Source organism: Bhargavaea sp. CC-171006 (genome assembly GCF_009761675.1).
GTDB classification, from domain to species: Bacteria; Bacillota; Bacilli; order Bacillales_A; family Planococcaceae; genus Bhargavaea; species Bhargavaea changchunensis.
Map to the genome: position 1 here is coordinate 58,183 of NZ_QUZH01000004.1, position 17,501 is coordinate 75,683.

The 17,501-nt window shown below is 56.2% G+C and carries 19 protein-coding genes; 13 read left to right on the top strand and 6 right to left on the bottom strand.

Annotated elements, in window-relative coordinates; all coding sequences use genetic code 11:
* From DZC51_RS01755 to DZC51_RS01775, 5 genes are all read right to left on the bottom strand, one after another.
* Complete coding sequence (locus DZC51_RS01755; RefSeq protein WP_157293650.1) at positions 1 to 411, bottom strand: PaaI family thioesterase; 411 nt, start codon at positions 409 to 411, stop codon at positions 1 to 3.
* A 126-nt stretch (positions 412 to 537) separates the two neighbouring features.
* Positions 538 to 1,686: a bifunctional cystathionine gamma-lyase/homocysteine desulfhydrase gene (locus DZC51_RS01760; protein WP_157293651.1), complete on the bottom strand. Its 1,149-nt coding sequence runs from the start codon at positions 1,684 to 1,686 to the stop codon at positions 538 to 540.
* Positions 1,649 to 2,611: a PLP-dependent cysteine synthase family protein gene (locus DZC51_RS01765; RefSeq protein ID WP_157293652.1), complete on the bottom strand. Its 963-nt coding sequence runs from the start codon at positions 2,609 to 2,611 to the stop codon at positions 1,649 to 1,651. Before DZC51_RS01765 ends, DZC51_RS01760 begins: the two co-directional genes overlap by 38 nt.
* 46 nt (positions 2,612 to 2,657) lie before the next feature.
* Positions 2,658 to 3,299: a class I SAM-dependent DNA methyltransferase gene (locus tag DZC51_RS01770; RefSeq protein ID WP_157293653.1), complete on the bottom strand. Its 642-nt coding sequence runs from the start codon at positions 3,297 to 3,299 to the stop codon at positions 2,658 to 2,660.
* Positions 3,300 to 3,494: 195 nt separating this feature from the next.
* A complete protein-coding gene (locus DZC51_RS01775) occupies positions 3,495 to 3,929 on the bottom strand; it encodes a hypothetical protein (RefSeq protein ID WP_157293654.1) in 435 nt (144 codons plus the stop codon).
* A 116-nt stretch (positions 3,930 to 4,045) separates the two neighbouring features.
* Here DZC51_RS01775 and hisC point away from each other — a divergent pair, with 116 nt between their 5' ends.
* Positions 4,046 to 5,110, top strand: coding sequence for a histidinol-phosphate transaminase (hisC, locus tag DZC51_RS01780; RefSeq protein WP_157293655.1), 1,065 nt, complete (start codon positions 4,046 to 4,048; stop codon positions 5,108 to 5,110).
* A 42-nt stretch (positions 5,111 to 5,152) separates the two neighbouring features.
* Here hisC and hisJ read toward each other — a convergent pair whose 3' ends face one another.
* Positions 5,153 to 5,935, bottom strand: coding sequence for a histidinol-phosphatase HisJ (gene hisJ, locus DZC51_RS01785; RefSeq protein WP_157293656.1), 783 nt, complete (start codon positions 5,933 to 5,935; stop codon positions 5,153 to 5,155).
* 98 nt (positions 5,936 to 6,033) lie between these two features.
* Here hisJ and DZC51_RS01790 point away from each other — a divergent pair, with 98 nt between their 5' ends.
* From DZC51_RS01790 to DZC51_RS01845, 12 genes are all read left to right on the top strand, one after another.
* On the top strand, positions 6,034 to 6,861 hold the full coding sequence (locus DZC51_RS01790) for an ATP phosphoribosyltransferase regulatory subunit (RefSeq protein ID WP_157293657.1): 828 nt from the start codon (positions 6,034 to 6,036) through the stop codon (positions 6,859 to 6,861).
* Between the two features lie 61 nt (positions 6,862 to 6,922).
* Positions 6,923 to 7,525 (top strand): ATP phosphoribosyltransferase, encoded by a 603-nt coding sequence (gene hisG / locus DZC51_RS01795; protein ID WP_157293658.1) that lies wholly within the window; start codon positions 6,923 to 6,925, stop codon positions 7,523 to 7,525.
* Positions 7,526 to 8,773 carry a histidinol dehydrogenase gene (gene hisD, locus DZC51_RS01800; protein ID WP_157293659.1) on the top strand — a complete coding sequence of 416 codons (1,248 nt, stop codon included), beginning with the start codon at positions 7,526 to 7,528 and terminating at the stop codon, positions 8,771 to 8,773. It begins immediately after the preceding gene.
* Positions 8,773 to 9,345, top strand: coding sequence for an imidazoleglycerol-phosphate dehydratase HisB (hisB, locus tag DZC51_RS01805; RefSeq protein ID WP_157293660.1), 573 nt, complete (start codon positions 8,773 to 8,775; stop codon positions 9,343 to 9,345). Before hisD ends, hisB begins: the two co-directional genes overlap by 1 nt.
* Positions 9,342 to 9,989 carry an imidazole glycerol phosphate synthase subunit HisH gene (hisH, locus tag DZC51_RS01810; RefSeq protein ID WP_157293661.1) on the top strand — a complete coding sequence of 216 codons (648 nt, stop codon included), beginning with the start codon at positions 9,342 to 9,344 and terminating at the stop codon, positions 9,987 to 9,989. Before hisB ends, hisH begins: the two co-directional genes overlap by 4 nt.
* Complete coding sequence (locus DZC51_RS01815) at positions 9,986 to 10,690, top strand: HisA/HisF-related TIM barrel protein (protein ID WP_157293662.1); 705 nt, start codon at positions 9,986 to 9,988, stop codon at positions 10,688 to 10,690. Before hisH ends, DZC51_RS01815 begins: the two co-directional genes overlap by 4 nt.
* A gap of 165 nt (positions 10,691 to 10,855) precedes the next feature.
* The gene (hisF, locus tag DZC51_RS01820) at positions 10,856 to 11,644 is read left to right on the top strand and encodes an imidazole glycerol phosphate synthase subunit HisF (protein ID WP_157293663.1); all 789 of its coding nucleotides are present in this window, start codon (positions 10,856 to 10,858) and stop codon (positions 11,642 to 11,644) included.
* A complete protein-coding gene (gene hisIE, locus DZC51_RS01825) occupies positions 11,634 to 12,257 on the top strand; it encodes a bifunctional phosphoribosyl-AMP cyclohydrolase/phosphoribosyl-ATP diphosphatase HisIE (protein WP_157293664.1) in 624 nt (207 codons plus the stop codon). The genes hisF and hisIE overlap by 11 nt, the downstream gene beginning before the upstream one ends.
* 163 nt (positions 12,258 to 12,420) lie before the next feature.
* On the top strand, positions 12,421 to 13,386 hold the full coding sequence (locus DZC51_RS01830; protein ID WP_157293665.1) for an ABC transporter permease: 966 nt from the start codon (positions 12,421 to 12,423) through the stop codon (positions 13,384 to 13,386).
* On the top strand, positions 13,383 to 14,231 hold the full coding sequence (locus DZC51_RS01835; RefSeq protein ID WP_157293666.1) for an ABC transporter permease: 849 nt from the start codon (positions 13,383 to 13,385) through the stop codon (positions 14,229 to 14,231). Before DZC51_RS01830 ends, DZC51_RS01835 begins: the two co-directional genes overlap by 4 nt.
* Positions 14,212 to 15,786 carry an ATP-binding cassette domain-containing protein gene (locus DZC51_RS01840; protein ID WP_198304034.1) on the top strand — a complete coding sequence of 525 codons (1,575 nt, stop codon included), beginning with the start codon at positions 14,212 to 14,214 and terminating at the stop codon, positions 15,784 to 15,786. The genes DZC51_RS01835 and DZC51_RS01840 overlap by 20 nt, the downstream gene beginning before the upstream one ends.
* The gene (locus DZC51_RS01845) at positions 15,783 to 17,360 is read left to right on the top strand and encodes an ABC transporter substrate-binding protein (protein WP_157293668.1); all 1,578 of its coding nucleotides are present in this window, start codon (positions 15,783 to 15,785) and stop codon (positions 17,358 to 17,360) included. The genes DZC51_RS01840 and DZC51_RS01845 overlap by 4 nt, the downstream gene beginning before the upstream one ends.
* The last annotated feature ends 141 nt before the right edge of the window (positions 17,361 to 17,501 follow it).

The window sequence follows — 17,501 nt, forward strand, 5'->3', positions numbered from 1 at the left end:
TCACTTCCTTGTCGTTGATACTTTGAATGTAGCAGTGGCATAGCCGATCAGTTCCCCTGCCTGGTTATGCAGTTTCCCTTCCATCAGGACGGTACTCCGGTTTTGATTGATCAATGCCGCATGGGCAGTCATGGCTTCCCCGATCAGCGGTTTGAGGAACTGTGTCTGCATCTGGATTGTGACGGGTGCCTCAAAACCCAGCTGGCGGATTTTCAGACCCATCATCGTATCGAGGATGCTCATATAAACGCCTCCGTGCACCGTGCTCTGGACATTGTCCAGTTCCTTTTTATAAGGGAGGTACAGTTCGACATCCTCCTCATCCAGCCTGGTGATTTGTAGTCCGAGATACCGGAAAAACTCGCTTGTTTCAAAATCCGCGCGGATGCGGTCTAAGTCGGTTGCAATCATGTTGTCTTACCCCTTTGTCTGATGAATGGAATAGTTTCAGTATACCACTTCATTCCTGCTAAGGTTTGGGGGCCTCATACAAAAAACGGAGACCGCTCCGTGGAGGGTCTCCGCTGTTTCGTTGACTCACGCATGTATTTCTTTAGCGGCCATTGCCCGTTCCAGATCCTCAATCAGGTCAAGCGGATCTTCCAAGCCGACCGAGATCCGGACAAGCCCGTCCTCGATGCCCAACTCATGACGGCGTTCCACAGGTATGGAAGCATGCGTCATCAGGGCAGGGATGGAAATCAGGCTCTCAACAGCGCCCAGGCTTTCCGCAAGGGTGAAGTACCGGACTTTTTCGAGCAGCGACAGCGCCTTTTCCTGGTTTTCTACCGTGAAGGAGACCATTCCTCCGAAACCGCCAGCCTGCTTTTGGTGGACGTCATGGCCCGGATGGTCCTCCAACCCAGGATAGTAGACCTTCCCGACTGCCTCATGTTCCGTCAGGAAGCGGACGACCTGCTCGGTATTTTGTTCGATCTCTTCCATCCTGATGCCGAGCGTCTTGATGCCCCGGATCAGCAGCCAGCTGTCGTGAGGGGCCAGCACGCCGCCTGTGGAGTTCTGGACAAAGTGCAGTTCTTCGCCAAGCTGTTCGTCTTTCGCGACGACAAGCCCTGCGACAACGTCACTGTGCCCTCCCAGATATTTGGTTGCGCTGTGTAGGACGATGTCCGCGCCATGCGCGATCGGATTTTGCCAATACGGCGTGCTGAATGTGTTGTCTACAATCAGCTTCAGGCCGTTTTCTTTTGCGATTTCAGATATGGCCTCAATGTCTGTCACTTTCAGGAGCGGGTTGGTAGGCGTTTCCACGAAGATCGCCTTGGTTTCCGGACGGATCGCTTGTTTGACCGTTTCCGGATCACTTGTATCAACGAACGATACCTTGATTCCGAAGCGGCTGAAGATCTTATCCATCACACGGAAAGTCCCGCCGTATACATCATCCGTCACAAGTAAATGATCCCCTGACTTAAACAGCTGGACGGTCGCCGTGATGGCTGCCATCCCCGATGCGAAAGCGAATCCGCGTGCGCCTCCTTCAAGATCTGCAATCAGACTTTCCAGTGCCTCCCTTGTCGGGTTTCCCGTGCGTGCGTATTCGTACTTGAAGTTGCCGACCCCATCCTGTTTGTATGTGCTGGCCTGGTAAATCGGGATCGAGACCGCTCCGGTATAAGGGTCACGGCTAACCCCGCCATGAATTAACTGCGTTTTCTTCCTCATATCTAATCACCTCTTCATAAATTCCGCTACTGATATAGCGTTCGCTGCTGTCCGGAAAAATCGTGACGATATGCGTTCCGGGACGGGCTATGGCCGCCTCTTTCAGGCTGGCGGCGAGGGCCGCTCCGGAGGAACTGCCGACGAGGAGCCCTTCATTCCTTGCGGCTTCCCTAAGACGGGCAAAAGCCTCTTCATCCGAAATGGTATGGATGGCGTCAAAGAGCCCCCGGTCGATGAACGGCGGAAGGAAATCCATGCCGATCCCCTCCGTTTTGTGGGAATGTGATGGGCCGCCATTCAGGATGGATCCTTCCGGTTCAACGATGACGCATTTAACATCTTTCAGCCGGTCTTTCAAATATCGTGACGTACCGGTGAACGTCCCCCCGGATCCCGCTCCCGCAACAAAGACATCGACTTTGCCGTCCAAGTCGTCCAGCAGTTCCGGCCCCAGGCTTTCATAGTACGTCGCAGGGTTGGAGGCGTTCTGGAACTGCCCGGGACAATAGGATCCGGGGATTTCCTGTAGCAGTTCCTCGGTCTTGGCAATGGCGCCTTCCATTCCGAGTTCCGTTGGCGTATTGATCACTTCAGCCCCGAGCGCCCGCATGAGCGTCTGCTTTTCCAGGCTGAATTTCTCGGGCACCACAAAGATGGCGCGGACACCGTAGCGGATCGCCGCTATCGCAAGACCGATTCCGGTGTTTCCGGCAGTCGGTTCAATGATCGTGCCACCCTTTTCCAGCTTCCCTTCACTGAAAGCCTGCCTGAGCAGAAACTGTCCGAGCCGGTCTTTGACGCTGCCGCCCGGATTCATGAATTCAAGCTTGGCGAACAGTCTCACCCCCTCCGGCAGCGGGAACGAGTTGATTTCCACCAGCGGGGTGTTCCCGATGAGTTCATGGACATTTTTTGCGACATTCATTGGAATCCTCCTTACTGCGCTGGTCTTTGGATTCGATTGACCCGAGTCAGCTTTTCTTTACTGCCTCAATCAGCCAGACAAAGTCATTTTGACGGGTAAATGCAGCATCGAAGCCGATTTCCTCGAAGAATCCGGTCAGTACCGGAATGGTTGTGTAATATTCAGTCTTCAGGTCCTCGGCCAGACGGGCAAAGTTTTTCTCCCGAGCATCCTGGATTGCCTTCTCTTTCGCTTCTGCATGGGCAAACAGCGTATCCGCGAACACGATCTTCCCCTGCGGGCTGAGCAGCTCGTGATAAAGGGTGATCGCTTTTCTTTTGTCTTCGTCGGTGAGGTGATGAAATGCATAAGTGCTTACAATCGAATCCGGCGACTGTTCGGAAACCGGAAAATCGATAAAGTCACCGTCGAAAAGAATCAGACCGGGCAGTTTCTGCACCGCGATTTTCCGCATTTCTCCCGATGGCTCATAGCCGATCAGCTTCTTGCCCTGACGGAGAATCCGCTCCGTGAGATTGCCGGTTCCCACCCCAAATTCCAGGATCAGTCCACCCGCTTTGTCTGCGACGGATTGAAGGATTTCATCATATCGGGCAAACACCTCCCTATACTCCGGATCGGTGCCCGCCACTGTATCGTCATAGGTTTTGGACCAGTCATCAAACAGCTTAGTGAATTCGGATGCCATCCCTTAACCCTCTTTTCTTATTGATTTACTCAGAATTATAGTATGGCAATAATTTAACCTTTGTTCCCAAAAATAGCAAGAGGGACAAAAGATTTATTCTTTGGCCAGTTGGACTGCAGCTCAAATAAAAAAAGCGGAGGCGCCATTGCCCTCCGCATTACGATAAATCCACGATTTAGAGTGGAATGAAGAAAATCAGATCTTCGTTTCTTCAATCAGCCCTTTGTCGCCGGATATGATTTTTAAAAGTCCCTGATTCTTGATCAGTACGGTTTTGTAGGCGGGCTGATCCCCGTCCATGAAGAGCAGCACCCGGTTCCCGGGATTGTCGTTGGCGACTCGGATTTCATAGTCTTCCGGAGTGAAGTGCTCTGCCGCATGTTTCAGCTCTTCATAACCCGACGGATTACTGACCGGCTGGGCTTGGTCAATTTCCTGGGCGTAAATCTTGTGTTCTCCCGGTATCCCGTCCTGATTCTCCGTACCCTCGGTTGCAAGGCTCCTGACTTCGCCATCAGCCGTCTTCTCCTCAGCCGCATCCTGAACGTCCGCATCTTCCGGGTTCTCCTGCCCGGTGCAGGCGGAAAGCAGTAAAGCTGCGGCACCGATGAGGAACAGGTTCTTCTTCATTTTCAGGTATCCCCCTTTCACTAAACTTTTCTTTACCCCGTCATGCCGTTGACAACACCTTCAGCTTCAGATAACTTTATTGTAGTAAATCACTAAAGCAACAGGGAGCGATCGGAATGAGCAGATTCTGGAGTGAAATGGCCCGGCGGACGGAACCTTACGTTCCCGGCGAGCAGCTGAACCGGGAGGAAATCATCAAGCTGAATACAAATGAAAACCCCTACCCGCCTGCACCGGGTGTCACGGAGGCGATTCGGGATGCGGCAGAGGGTCTCCGCCTGTATCCGTCGCCGACCGCTGATTCCTTGAGGCAGGCCATTGCAGAAACGGAAGGCCTCAAAGCGGATCATGTCTTTACGGCGAACGGTTCCGATGAAGTCCTCGCGTTTTCCTTCATGGCCTTTTTCAATCCCGGAAAAGCGATCCGCTTCCCCGACGTAACTTATAGCTTCTATCCGGTCTATTCAAATCTGTTCGGGGTTCCATTTGAGGAAATACAGCTTGGCGAAGATTTCTCACTGGATACCGAAGCCTTCACGGGAGCCAAGGGGGGCGTCATTCTGCCGAACCCGAACGCCCCGACCGGAATCTACGAGCCTCTTGACGTCATCCGCCGCATTCTCCAAGGCAATCCGGATTGCGTCGTCATCATCGATGAAGCGTATATCGACTTTGCCGGTCCTTCAGCATCTACACTGATCAGCGAATTCGATAACCTCCTCGTCGTCCGGACGACCTCCAAATCAAGATCGCTTGCCGGCCTTCGCGTAGGCTACGCGCTCGGCCAGCCGGAACTGATCGAAGGGCTCATCCGGATCAAGGACTCGTTTAATTCCTACACGATCGACCGGCTGGCACAGGCAGGCGCGGAGGCCGCGTTCAGGGATACGGCCTACTTTGAGGAAACGACCGCAAAGATTCTCGCAACCCGCGGCACCTCCGCAATGCGCCTTGCCGAACTTGGATTCACGGTCCTCCCGTCATCGGCTAATTTCCTCTTCTGCATGCATCCGGAGGCGGATGCCGGAGAGTTATATGCCGGACTCAAATCCCGCAACATCCTCGTCCGCCACTTCGGCAAACCGCGCATCAAAGACTATCTGAGGATTACTGTCGGGACCGACGAAGAGATGGATAAGCTGTTCACTGCGCTGGAAGAAATCCTGAACGGAAATCATTGATAGGCAAACGGCAAGGCCCGCGGGCCTTGCCGTTTTGTCATGTCATTCTTTTGCGAATCCGCTTCCGACATCTTCCGGTGAATGGGCGTCCGATCCCGTCTGCAGCTTCAGCCCGAGCCGCTCCGCTTCTTCCGCTATCCACGGTTCAGGATACGTCTCCCGGTAGTCCGGCTTCCGGAGCCCTGCGTGGTTAAAGTCGAGCACATAGCCACTTGCGGCCGCTTTTTCCAGGATACCCGTCCAATTAACAGGGTCTGTTTTCGGGCGGATGCGCCTCCGGAATTTGTGGATGAGATTAAGATGTCCGAGTACCGGCGGGTTCACTTCGCCGAACGGTTTTCCGGCCGCCCTCTCCATCGCCAAGCCATAGGCTTCGTATAGATGTTCCACCCCAACTTCCTCCGCCTTCTCCTCAAAGGCATCCGCACTGTAGTCGAGGCAGAACCAGCCATCCGGAAGTTTGATGAAATGCACACTTAGGATCGAATGCGCGGCTGCTTCGCTGTGGTTTTCAAGGAAGCGCCGGGTCTCTTCCTCGTATCCTTCTATATAATCCACCTCGAAACCGCAGCGGACATCCACCCGTCCGGCATACTCCCGGCGCAGCCTCGCGCCTTCTTCCAGATAGGCACGGACGTTTTCCGGCTTCATCGCACTGTCTTTTTCCGGCACCGGGTCGGTGAATCCTTCCGGAAGCGGCGCGTGCTCGGTGAAGACAAGGATCCCGATTCCTTTCCTCTCCGCCTCCTTTACATACTCCTCCATCGCCGCGCCCGTGCCATGCGGGCAGTATGGCGAATGGACATGTCCGTCAATGCTTGTCATATTCATCCCCCTATTGCAATTCTGAATTCTCTATGCTATTATTTCACCTATCTACTACTTTATCATGATAAAGTAATGAAGTGAAGAGGTGTCGACGAATGACTTCATTCATCTATAATCCCGCATTGATCCGACAAAAACAGCTGGAAGTCGAATTTCTGTCGTTTTTCCACGGAAACGGCTTTGACATCATTGATCTCCCTGTCGTGGAAACATTCGACTGGCCGGCCATGACGGAGGACGATCTCCGGCTTATGCCTCAGCGTGAGTCATGGGTACAGAACGGAACGGTCCATGCGCTCCGGCATGACTGGACCAATGCCATTGTCCGCTATCTCCATAAGTACAAGATCAACGCGGAGCGCGCGGTCTACTCCGGCCCGGTGTTCCACTCCGGCGCGGAAACACGGCAGCTAGGCATGGAAGTGTTCTCGGAAAGCACAACCCGCCAGCAAGAGGGACTTTCCTTGATGATCGGGTTCATGGACGAGCAGATGAACGACCGGCCAAGGACAGCGGTCATCAGCCATTATGCCCTGCTCCCCATGATCCTCGGTGAAGAAAAAGTGGCGGATCCTGCCATCCGCCGTGCGCTGTCCCAGCGGAGCACGTCGGCACTCCGGCAACTGCTCGGAGACCATCCGCTGCTCGACCTCATCGGCGATCAGCCGGAAGCCCAGGTCCACAAGCTCCGCTCCGTCTTCCCGGAAATCCGCGAGATACTCGGTGAGCTGACCGGATGGGAGGAAACCCTTCGCGAAGCCGGCATCGAGGCGGTCTATCCAGACATCACCGCGCTCCCGTCACAATCCTATTACGACGGAGTGTTCATCCGCCTCTATGGATCCGGGCGGACAACACCAATCGCATCGGGCGGTCAGTACACCGCCCGTTCCAAAGCATTTGGCATGGGGATTTTCTATTAATTTCAAGGCTCGATCCGCAGAATCCTGCAGGAAGCAGCCAATCAGACAAAAGGATGATTCCATGATTACCATCGCACTTTCAAAAGGCCGCCAGCTAAAGGACTTCCTTGCCTACCTGGATGAAAACGGCCACCCGCGCTGGCACGGCGCGCTAAAGGCGGCACAGCGCGAACTGCTCGTCGAAACAAACGGCATCCGCTTCCTTCTTGTAAAGGGGGATGATGTACCGACCTACGTCGAGGAAGGCATCGCCGATCTCGGCATCACAGGAAGCGACATCCTTGCCGAGTATGATGCAGACGTGAACGAGCTGCTGGAGCTGCCGTTCGGCTACTGCTACTTCGCGATCGCCTCCGGGGAGGAACTCCCCGAATACAAGACAATCGCCACTAAATATGTGAACTACTCCCGCTCCGTCTTCGAGCGTTCCGAAAAGCCTGTAAAGATCATCAAGCTGAATGGCTCCGTCGAGCTCGCGGCGGTGATCGGCATGGCGGATGCGATCGTCGACATCGTCCAATCGGGAGAAACGCTCCGGATGAACGGCCTCCAGGAACGCGTCCGGCTCGATGCAATCAGCGCAAGGCTGATTGCAAACAAGCACGCTTTCTTCACAAAGTCGGCGGAAATCCGCTCATTTATGAATGAATTGAAGGTGAACTGAATGCAGACCGCGCAGCAATTCAAACAATCCTATCGCCAAGCCGGCCCGGGCGATTATGACATCTCAGGCCGTGTTCTGGACATCATCCGGGACGTCCGTGAAAACGGCGATGAGGCGCTTGCCCGCTACACCAAACAGTTTGATGGTGAAGAGTCGGAAGTCCGTGAAATAACGGCCGATGAACTGAAAGCGGCATTTGAGTCTATTCCGGACGAGCTCCGGCAAGCCCTCATCACCGCCAAGAAAAACATCGAAACATACCAGACCAAGATCAAATGGCAGCCGGCAGAGCCTGAAGGCTTTTATCCCGTATTCCACCCGATCGGCCGCGTCGGCATTTATGTGCCCGGCGGCAAGGCGAATTATCCATCGACTGTTCTCATGACGGCAGTCCCCGCGAAAGTCGCGGGGGTCCGGAGCATCACCGTCGTCACCCCGCCTCCGGGCAACCCGGCGACATTGGCCGCGTGCCATTTGTGCGGAATCGACCATGTCTACACGGTCGGCGGTGTCCAGGGAATCTCCGCCCTCGCCTACGGAACTGAAACAATCGGGCGGGTCGACAAGATCTGCGGACCCGGCAATGCGTATGTCGCGATGGCCAAAAAGCTCGTATACGGTGACGTCGGCATCGATTCCGTCGCAGGGCCGAGCGAGCTCGCTATCGTCGTGGACAAATCGTCCAATGCAGAATGGGCTGCGCTCGATCTGCTCGCACAGGCCGAACATGATGAACAGGCACGGACATACCTGATTTCACTGGACGGGGACAAGCTGGAAGAAGTCGGACAGCTTGCTGTCCGGTTCGCCGAAGAAGCCCCGCGAAGTGAGATCATCAAAAAGAGTTTGGCCGACAATCACTGGGCAATCCTTGCAGAAAACCGCACCGAAGCGGTGGATCTGCTCAACTTCATCGCACCGGAGCACGCAGCCGTGCAGACGGAAGATGCCGAAAGCTATGCGGAAGACGTGACCAATGCCGGCGCCCTCTTTGTCGGCGGGTATTCCCCGGAAGCGGTCGGCGATTATTCCGCCGGACCGAGCCACGTGCTCCCGACCGGCGGCAACGCCCGCTTCCAGTCAGGACTGTCCGTAAACGATTTCCTGACGGCGAATGCGGTCATCCGCGTTGATCAGGCGGACTACCGCCGCTATGCCGAGGCAGGAATCCCGATTGCCAAAGCTGAAGAACTGTATGCACACGCGGCTTCGATGGAAGCCCGCCTGAACGGAGGAAGTGACGACTGATGGCAAGCTATGAACGCAAGACCAAAGAAACCGAAATCCGCATGGAACTCAATAAAGGAACCGGCGAATCCAGCATTGCAACCGGCGTCGGGTTCCTCGACCACATGCTGACGCTGTTCGCTTTCCATTCCGGACTGGAGCTTGATGTGGAAGTGAACGGAGACACCCAGGTCGATGATCACCACACGACGGAAGACACGGGCATCGTGCTCGGCCAGTTGCTCCGGGAAGTGATGGGCGACAAATCCGATATCCGCCGCTACGGCACATCCTATGTACCGATGGATGAAACGCTCACCCGCACCGTCATCGATATCAGCGGACGCCCGTACCTGAGCTTTAATGCGGAAATCTCCCGGGAGAAAGTCGGCACATTTGATACTGAACTGACCGAAGAGTTTTTCCGCGCCCTCGTCATGAATGCCGGTCTCACCGTCCATATGGACCTGATCCGCGGCGGCAACGCCCATCACGAGATCGAGTCGTTCTTTAAATCGTTTGCCCGTGCGCTGCGCGAAGCGATGCAGCCGGGCGACGGGCGGCTCGCATCGACAAAGGGGCTCCTCGCATGAATGGACAAGAAACAGCAACTCCGGGCCTGACTGACGGCCGCCGCATCGCCATCGTCGACTACGGCCTCGGCAATGTCGCGAACGTTCGGAGGGCATTGGAGTTTCTCGGCCACCGGGTGGAACTGACGAAAGATCCGGATGTGCTCCGGAGAGCGGATGTCCTGATCCTGCCGGGCGTCGGCCACTTTGCCGATGCGATGAGGCGACTGGAATCGGACGGGCTCATCCCAATCCTGACCGAGCTGAAAGAGGACAAGCCGCTCGTCGGCATCTGTCTCGGCATGCAGCTTTTGTTTGAGCACAGCGAGGAAGGCAATGTGGAAGGACTTGGTTTCATCCCCGGTGATATCACCCGGATCGAAACCCGCCTCCCCGTCCCCCACCTCGGCTGGAACGCACTTGTAAGCGAACGTCCTGAGCTGACCGGCAAGGATATGTACTTTATCCATACCTATAAAGCGGCACCCGGGCCGCACACGGTCGCAACCGCCGACTACGGCGGCGAAACCGTCACGGCGATCGTCCAACATAGACAGCTGATCGGCATCCAGTTCCACCCAGAAAAAAGCGGGGATGCGGGACTGGTACTGTTGCAGCAGGCCGTCACGGAAGGGTTTTTGGAAAATGAGGAGGCATCCGAATGATCGAGATCTGGCCGGCGATAGACATTATCGATTCACAGAACGTCCGCCTGACAGAAGGCGACTATGATACAAAAGCGGCAATGGGCCGCACTCCGCTTGAAGCGGTGGCCTTTTATTCCGAACAGCCTCGCGTCGGGCGCATCCATACCGTCGACCTGATCGGTGCGAAGGAGAAAAAACCGGCCGAGATGGACCTGTTCCGGGACATCATCAAGGCGACGGAACTCCCTGTCGAGATCGGCGGAGGCATCCGCTCCGTGGAAACGATCCGCGAGTATCTCGACATGGGCGCCGGTTACCTAGTCATCGGCACAAAAGGGCTGACAGAGCCTGAATGGCTGATTAGAATGAGCCGAAAATACCCGGGCAAACTGTTGCTCGGATTGGATGCCCGCGGCGACAAAGTCGCCCTGAACGGCTGGCTTGAGACCGCAGAGACCACGGTCTTTGAAATGCTCGAGCGCCTCGACGGTGCGGAAATCGGCGGCGTCATCTACACCGACATCGCCCGTGACGGGCGCATGGAAGGCCCAAATGTGGAGATGACCGGCAAACTGGCGAAAGCCTCGAAATGGCCGGTCACCGCATCCGGCGGCGTCCGGAACGGCAGCGACCTTGCCGCGCTTGAAGCGGAAGGCGTTGCCGCAGCGATCGTCGGGAAAGCGGCGAACACGGATGAGTTTTGGGAGAGTATCCGGTGAGGGTTCGGCAGGCTGAATGACGAAATTGGGCGCGTGAATGAAGAAACTGCGGGCCCGAATGACGAAATTGGATGTGTGAATGACGAAACTTTAGCTCCGAATGACGAAACCGGACTCTTCAACAATGAAATAGGTACCAATATGCAGCCGAAAGGAGTGTCACACATGATCAAAAAACGCATCATCCCCTGCCTGGACGTAAAAAACGGCCGGGTCGTCAAGGGCATCAACTTCAAGGGACTCCGCGACATCGGCGATCCGGTGGAGCTTGCCGCACGGTACAACGCAGCCGGCGCCGACGAACTGGTCTTCCTTGATGTCTCTGCGACCGATGAAGGCCACGACCTTATGCTCGACGTCATCAAGCGCACGGCGGAAGTGCTGTTCATCCCGCTCGCCATCGGCGGCGGAATCCGCACGGCTGACGATATCGGGCGCCTCCTCAAGGCCGGTGCCGACAAGGTAAGCATCAACTCCGCGGCGCTTGCCCGTCCTGAACTGATCCGCGAAGCGGCAGAACGCTTCGGCAGCCAGTGCGTCTGTCTGTCGGTTGATGCCGGCTGGGACGAGGAAGCGCAGGACTGGTTCTGCTTTACCCACGGAGGCAAGAAAAAGACTGATATCCGCGTCCTTGACTGGGTCACCGAAGGAGAAAAGCTCGGGGCCGGCGAGATCCTCCTGACTAGTATGGAAGCCGATGGCACGAAGGACGGTTTCGACCTCCCCCTCTTGAAAGCGGTGGAAAAAGCCGTCACCGTCCCGGTCATTGCATCCGGCGGCGCCGGCAATGCCGATGACTTTGTCGAGCTGTTCCGCGAAACGGATGTGTCTGCAGGACTTGCCGCATCCATCTTCCACAATGAAGAAACAACCGTCGGCGAGGTCAAGTCCCTCCTATCGGATGCCGGCATTCCGGTCCGCCTGACGGCCGGAGGTGTGCCGAATGAAGCCTGACTTTTCCAAGGGGCTCATCCCGGCAGTGCTTCAGCACTGGACGGACCACACCGTCCTCATGCTCGGCTACATGAACGAGGAAGCCTACGATAAGACGCTGGAAGACGGCGTCGTCTGGTTTTACTCCCGCAGCAAGGAACGCCTCTGGAAAAAAGGCGAATCCAGCGGACATATCCAGCGCGTCAAATCGATGACGCTCGACTGCGACGAAGACACCCTCCTGATCCAAGTGGAACCGGTGGGCCCTACATGCCACACCGGAACGAAAAGCTGCTTCGGTGATGAACCTGCTTCCCCGCTCCTATCGCTCGAAGCCATGATCCGTGTCCGTCAGTCGGATGCCGACGAAGGATCGTATACCAACTATCTTCTCGGCAAGGGACTCGACAAAATCGCGAAAAAGTTCGGCGAAGAAAGCTTCGAAGTGGTCATCGCAGCGATGAAGCGCGACCGCGAAGAGTTGAAAAACGAGACCGCTGACCTGCTTTATCATCTGTTCGTCCTGCTGCGTGAACAGGGCATCGACTTCAATGAAGTCGAGCAAGTTCTCCACGAACGCCACTCCAAGAAAAACAACTTCAAGGGAGAGCGGCAGGACGTGGAGAAATGGTGAATAGACGCTGACATACTAAGCTGAGACCTAATCCATTGGGCAATTTCATACTGATTAACAAGGACCGGCGACTGTCGGTCCTTTTCTTTGCGTCCCGGATGCCACCGGGTACCCCATATGCTAAAATAAATGAGGTACTTTTATTGTGGAAAGAAGGTCAGAAATGGCTTTGTTTTTATTAAAACGGGTGGCTGAATCGGCCTTCGTGCTAGTTCTCGGCAGCCTGCTCTGTTTTGCGTTTATCCAGCTGATCCCGGGTGATCCGGCGGCAGCCATGTACGGGGATCAGCTGCAGAAGCTGACCGAGGCCGACCGGCTGAGGATTTCCGAGAACCTCGGCCTTGACGAGCCGGTGCCCGTTCAATATATCCATTGGGCTTCCCAGGTGCTTCAGGGCAACTGGGGAGCTTCCTATCTGACGGGAGAGCCTGCTGATGAAGTCATTGTCCGCACGCTCCTCCCCACCGCCGTGCTGCTCATGGCCTCCCAGGTTCTCATGATCGGGTTGGCCCTGTTCTTTGGCCTGACATCAGCACTCCGGCGGGATGGTCTGTATGACCGGATTGTCCTTGCCGCGAGCGTCCTGCTCATGGCAATCCCCCCTTTCTGGCTGGGACTCATGATGATGCTGTTCTTCTCAATCCGTCTGGGTGTCCTGCCGTCGTCAGGCATGGGTGCCGGACCTTTCTCCATCAGTCACCTTATCCTGCCTGCCCTTGTCATCGCACTGTCCCATGCCGGCTACTATATCCGGCTCTTCCGGAATCATTTCGCCGCTTCCTCCATGGGCGGCCATCTTCTGGCACTCCGAGCCCGCGGAGTCCCTCACCGCCGGATCGTGATCGCCCATATCCTGCCGAATGCCGCTGCCCCGCTGATCGTCTATACCGGTGCATCGCTCGCCGTATCGCTGGCGGGCTCCGTTGTAGTGGAAACGATTTTCTCCTGGCCCGGCCTGGGACGACTCGCGCTGAAATCTGCACTTGCCCATGATTATCCGGTCCTGCTCGGGATCATCCTTTTGAGCATGGCCTTTGTCATTCTCGTCAACCTGCTTGCCAGCCTCCTGGCCGCATGGATGGATCCGAGGCTTCGCGGGTCCGGTGCCGAGGGGAGGAACGGACAATGAAGATCAAACATGTAATTTTTTCTCCTGCCGCCGTGGGATTGTTCCTGCTTGCACTCCTTTCAGCTGCAGCGCCGCTGCTTGCAGGTGTTGATCCAGCTGAAGTGCGGATGGACCGGATTCTCCAGCCACCCGGCAGCGGACATCCGCTCGGCACAGACGAGCTCGGCCGGGATGTATGGTCAAGACTTCTCTATGGAGGCCGGGTCTCGCTTGCAGTCGGCTTTCTCGCTATGGCGCTATCCATATCAGTCGGGATGATTCTCGGCACGATAAGCGGCCTTGCAGGAGGGTTCATCGACAGGCTGATCATGCGGACATCCGATATGCTGCTCAGTATTCCCTCGATTCTCCTCATGATCGGCCTGCAGGCCATCGCACCTGCCGGACTACTGTCCGTGATTCTAGTGATCGGCCTTACCGGGTGGATGTTGATCACCCGGGTCATCCGTACAGAAATTAGGGCCATCCGAAAAGAAACTTACATGCTTGCAGCAAAGAAACTGGGAGCCGGTCCCGTGCGGCGTTTCATCAGTCACCTGCTCCCCCGCTGCTTGCCGTCGATCATCGTGCTTGCCGCGGGCAGTGCGGGGCATGCCATCCTGGCCGAGGCCACACTCAGTTTCCTCGGCCTTGGCATTCCACAAACGATCCCGTCATGGGGCAATATGCTGACCGGAGCGCAAGGATACCTGATGTCCGGGGCATGGTGGCTCGCGGTGTTCCCTGGACTATGCATTGCATTGACCATCTACTTCATCCATGTACTCGGAGACCGGCTGCAGGCAGGTCCCCGGTGTCCATCGGCAAGAAAGGAGCAAAACCCTCATGGCCATTCTGGAGCTTGACCGGCTGACGGTTGCCGGTGATCGGGGCGATATCATCACCGGGCTGACATTCAGCATTGACGAAGGTGAAACCGCAGTCATGATCGGCGGGAGCGGATCAGGCAAAAGCATGACCGCACGTGCCGTGCTAGGCATTCTGCCGGATGGACTGCGGGCATCAGGAGATGTCCGGTTCCACGGGGAATCAGTCTTTCATATGCCGACAGAGCGGCGCAGGACCTATCTCGGCCGTGGTACCGGCATTGTTTTCCAGGATTCATTCGGGACGTTCGATCCGATTCGGACAATCAGGCAGCACTTTACGGAACTGTTTTCCGTCCATTTGGGACTAAAGGGAAAAGACGCGGACCGGCGTGCGCTGTACTGGATTGGCCGGGCAGGCATCCTTGATCCCGTGAGGGTAGCGGCAGCTTATCCTCACGAACTGTCAGGCGGGATGCGCCAGCGGATCCAGATTGCACTTGCGGCGTCCCTGGAGCCTGAGCTGCTCATTGCAGATGAACCCACAACGGCGCTCGACCTGAACATTCAGGACGCCATCCTGGAACTTCTGAAAGAATGGAAAAAAGAGACCGGCGGCACGCTGCTTCTGATTACACATGACCTCGGAGTGGCCCGTGAGATGGCGGACCGAATGCTCGTCATGGACAACGGCAGGCTTGTGGAAGACGGGCCAGCGCGCCAATTGTTCACCGCTCCCCGCTCCCGTGCCGCCATGCAGCTTACAGATGACTGGCGGACGGTCGGTGGAGCGCCGCCAGCTGATAAAGCGGCATCACCCTCTCACCTTTTGGATGTATCCGGCCTGTCCATGTCATACCGGACAGGCGGTCTTTTCAAAAAAAGAGAGGTTCGGGCATTGGATGAGGTGTCCCTCTCCATCGGCTCGGGGGAAATCGTCGGGCTGATCGGTGAGAGCGGTGGCGGCAAAAGCACGCTCGCCCGGCTGCTCGCCGGCATCGAACCGGCGCGAGCCGGAGCAATTTCATGGCACGGCACCAGGAACTGGCCGGACGCAGTCCAGTGGGTCCATCAGGATCCAGCCGCCTCATTCAACCCGGGCTGGACCGCCGGACGCCTTGTCGCAGAAGGGCTGGAATACCGGGGAACCCGACGAACAGAACGGGAGCGGACGGCACGCCATCTTCTTTCAGAGGTCGGGCTGCCGTCTGAAACCGCCCAACAATACCCGGGCGAACTTTCCGGCGGCATGAACCAGCGGCTGGCACTGGCCAGGACCCTTGCCGTCTCCGCGGAACTCGTCGTCCTCGACGAACCGTTTGCGAGTCTCGACATGAGCACCCAGGCGAAGATGATCCGCCTGATCCGCTCACTCCGCGACCGGGAAGGCACGGCCTTCCTGTTCATCACCCATGACATCCGGGCCGCATTCGCGCTCTGCAGCAGAATTTATGTGATCAGGCAAGGGCAGATTGAAGATCACGGATCCCCCGCAGAGCTGGCGGCATCCGAAAATCCCTATACAAAAAGCCTCCTCGAACATGTACCGGGACGGGGAGTTGACCTATGCAACAATGGAGGAGGAGTTCTATGAAGAAACTAAAGAAACCAATGCTCATTATTGCAGCCGTCACTATCGCTGTCCTGGCCGGCGCGTGCAATGCGAAAACTGCCGACAATGCAGCAGACGGGAAAAAGCAGCTCATCTACGGCATGGAAGCCGAAATCGACCGTGTCAATCCCGTCCTTGATGAAAGTCAGGAAATCGACGCATTGCTGTTCCGGGGCCTGACAAAGCCTGATGAACAAAACGAAGTGACCCCTGACTTGGCCGAGAGCTGGACGATCAGTGAAGACCTTCTCACCTATTCGTTCAAGCTGAGGGGAGATGCCATCTGGCAGGATGGTGAAAAGGTAACAGCCGATGATGTCGTCTTCACGCTCGAAAAAATCCTGGATCCCAAGACCAACACCCCGATTACCGGGGAATTCCGTGAAATTGCAGAAGTCAGGGCCACCGGCGATTATGAAGTCGAAATCAAACTGCACCGCCCGTATCCCCCGCTCCTCGACAAGCTGAAGGTCGGCATTGTGCCGGAACATATCCTCGATGGGGAAAATCTTGCGGAATCTGAATTCAACCGCAATCCTGTCGGAAATGGGCCGTTCCGCCTGAAGAAATGGGAGGGCGACGGCACGATTGTACTGGAACGGAATGAACAGTACTACGGGAAAAAACCGAAGCTGGATGAAGTCGTGTTCAAGCCGGTTCCGGACGCCAACACCCGCCTTGTACAATTGAAGGCAGGCGAAATCGACCTGGCCCTTCTCACCCCTTCCCAGGTGAAGGCAGTTAAAAAACCGGATCCGATCCGGATTCATGAGGTTGATACAGCCGATTACCGTGCCGTCATGTATAACTTAGATATGGAGATCTTTAGGGATCCGAAAGTCCGGCAGGCCATCAGCCTTGCCGTTGACCGTGACGCGATGGTCGAGGGGATTCTCGCCGGCAAAGGTGAAGCAGCTTACGGGCCGCTTCAGAAATCATGGGCAGCGAACCCTGATGCCGGCAGTTCAGACAGTCCTGACCCCGGCCGCGCGGCGGAGCTGCTCGCAGAATCCGGATGGAAGAAAAACAGCGACGGCATTCTTGAGAATAACGGGATGCTCCTGAGCTTCGAGCTCGTAGCTCCCGCCCAGGACACGGTCCGTGTGGCACTTGCCAATGTGGTCTCCCAGCAGCTCAAGCCCCTCGGTATCGATGTGCAGCCAAAACCGGTCGACCAGAATGCGGTCAAATATGACGGCGAAGAAGCACTCGTCATCGGCTGGGGAAGCGAGTTCGATCCCGACGACCATACGTATCGACTGTTCCACAGCAGTGAAATCGGAGGCGGTCAATACAATTTCGGCAAGTACCGGAATGACGAGGTCGACCGTCTGCTGACGGAAGCCCGGACCGCCACGGATTGGGATAAACGGAAAGCGGCATATGCCCACTTCCAGGAAGTGCTCGCCGAGGACCCGCCTTATACCTTCCTTGTTTATCTTGACGCCCTGTACGGGGTGAATGAAAAAGTCACCGGCATCAGCGGCCGTACGCTCGGCCACCACGGATTCGGCATCCTCTGGAATATTGAGGACTGGGATAAGCAGGCGGACTGAACTTAGCAAATTGGCCCAACTTGCCTCAAATGCTTCAGAACGGACGACCGCTGACTACAGCGAAAGAAACAGAAAACGGCATGGACCGATCGCCAAAAGGCGATGGCCATGCCGTTTATTTTTGTTGCTGTAACGGGAGGT

Bases quoted from the DNA above. Each gene is read 5' to 3' on its own strand.
- DZC51_RS01755 (WP_157293650.1), bottom strand. From the start codon at position 411: ATGATTGCAACCGACTTAGACCGCATCCGCGCGGATTTTGAAACAAGC.
- DZC51_RS01760 (WP_157293651.1), bottom strand. From the start codon at position 1,686: ATGAGGAAGAAAACGCAGTTAATTCATGGCGGGGTTAGCCGTGACCCT.
- DZC51_RS01765 (WP_157293652.1), bottom strand. From the start codon at position 2,611: ATGAATGTCGCAAAAAATGTCCATGAACTCATCGGGAACACCCCGCTG.
- DZC51_RS01770 (WP_157293653.1), bottom strand. From the start codon at position 3,299: ATGGCATCCGAATTCACTAAGCTGTTTGATGACTGGTCCAAAACCTAT.
- DZC51_RS01775 (WP_157293654.1), bottom strand. From the start codon at position 3,929: ATGAAGAAGAACCTGTTCCTCATCGGTGCCGCAGCTTTACTGCTTTCC.
- hisC (WP_157293655.1), top strand. From the start codon at position 4,046: ATGAGCAGATTCTGGAGTGAAATGGCCCGGCGGACGGAACCTTACGTT.
- hisJ (WP_157293656.1), bottom strand. From the start codon at position 5,935: ATGACAAGCATTGACGGACATGTCCATTCGCCATACTGCCCGCATGGC.
- DZC51_RS01790 (WP_157293657.1), top strand. From the start codon at position 6,034: ATGACTTCATTCATCTATAATCCCGCATTGATCCGACAAAAACAGCTG.
- hisG (WP_157293658.1), top strand. From the start codon at position 6,923: ATGATTACCATCGCACTTTCAAAAGGCCGCCAGCTAAAGGACTTCCTT.
- hisD (WP_157293659.1), top strand. From the start codon at position 7,526: ATGCAGACCGCGCAGCAATTCAAACAATCCTATCGCCAAGCCGGCCCG.
- hisB (WP_157293660.1), top strand. From the start codon at position 8,773: ATGGCAAGCTATGAACGCAAGACCAAAGAAACCGAAATCCGCATGGAA.
- hisH (WP_157293661.1), top strand. From the start codon at position 9,342: ATGAATGGACAAGAAACAGCAACTCCGGGCCTGACTGACGGCCGCCGC.
- DZC51_RS01815 (WP_157293662.1), top strand. From the start codon at position 9,986: ATGATCGAGATCTGGCCGGCGATAGACATTATCGATTCACAGAACGTC.
- hisF (WP_157293663.1), top strand. From the start codon at position 10,856: ATGATCAAAAAACGCATCATCCCCTGCCTGGACGTAAAAAACGGCCGG.
- hisIE (WP_157293664.1), top strand. From the start codon at position 11,634: ATGAAGCCTGACTTTTCCAAGGGGCTCATCCCGGCAGTGCTTCAGCAC.
- DZC51_RS01830 (WP_157293665.1), top strand. From the start codon at position 12,421: ATGGCTTTGTTTTTATTAAAACGGGTGGCTGAATCGGCCTTCGTGCTA.
- DZC51_RS01835 (WP_157293666.1), top strand. From the start codon at position 13,383: ATGAAGATCAAACATGTAATTTTTTCTCCTGCCGCCGTGGGATTGTTC.
- DZC51_RS01840 (WP_198304034.1), top strand. From the start codon at position 14,212: ATGGCCATTCTGGAGCTTGACCGGCTGACGGTTGCCGGTGATCGGGGC.
- DZC51_RS01845 (WP_157293668.1), top strand. From the start codon at position 15,783: ATGAAGAAACTAAAGAAACCAATGCTCATTATTGCAGCCGTCACTATC.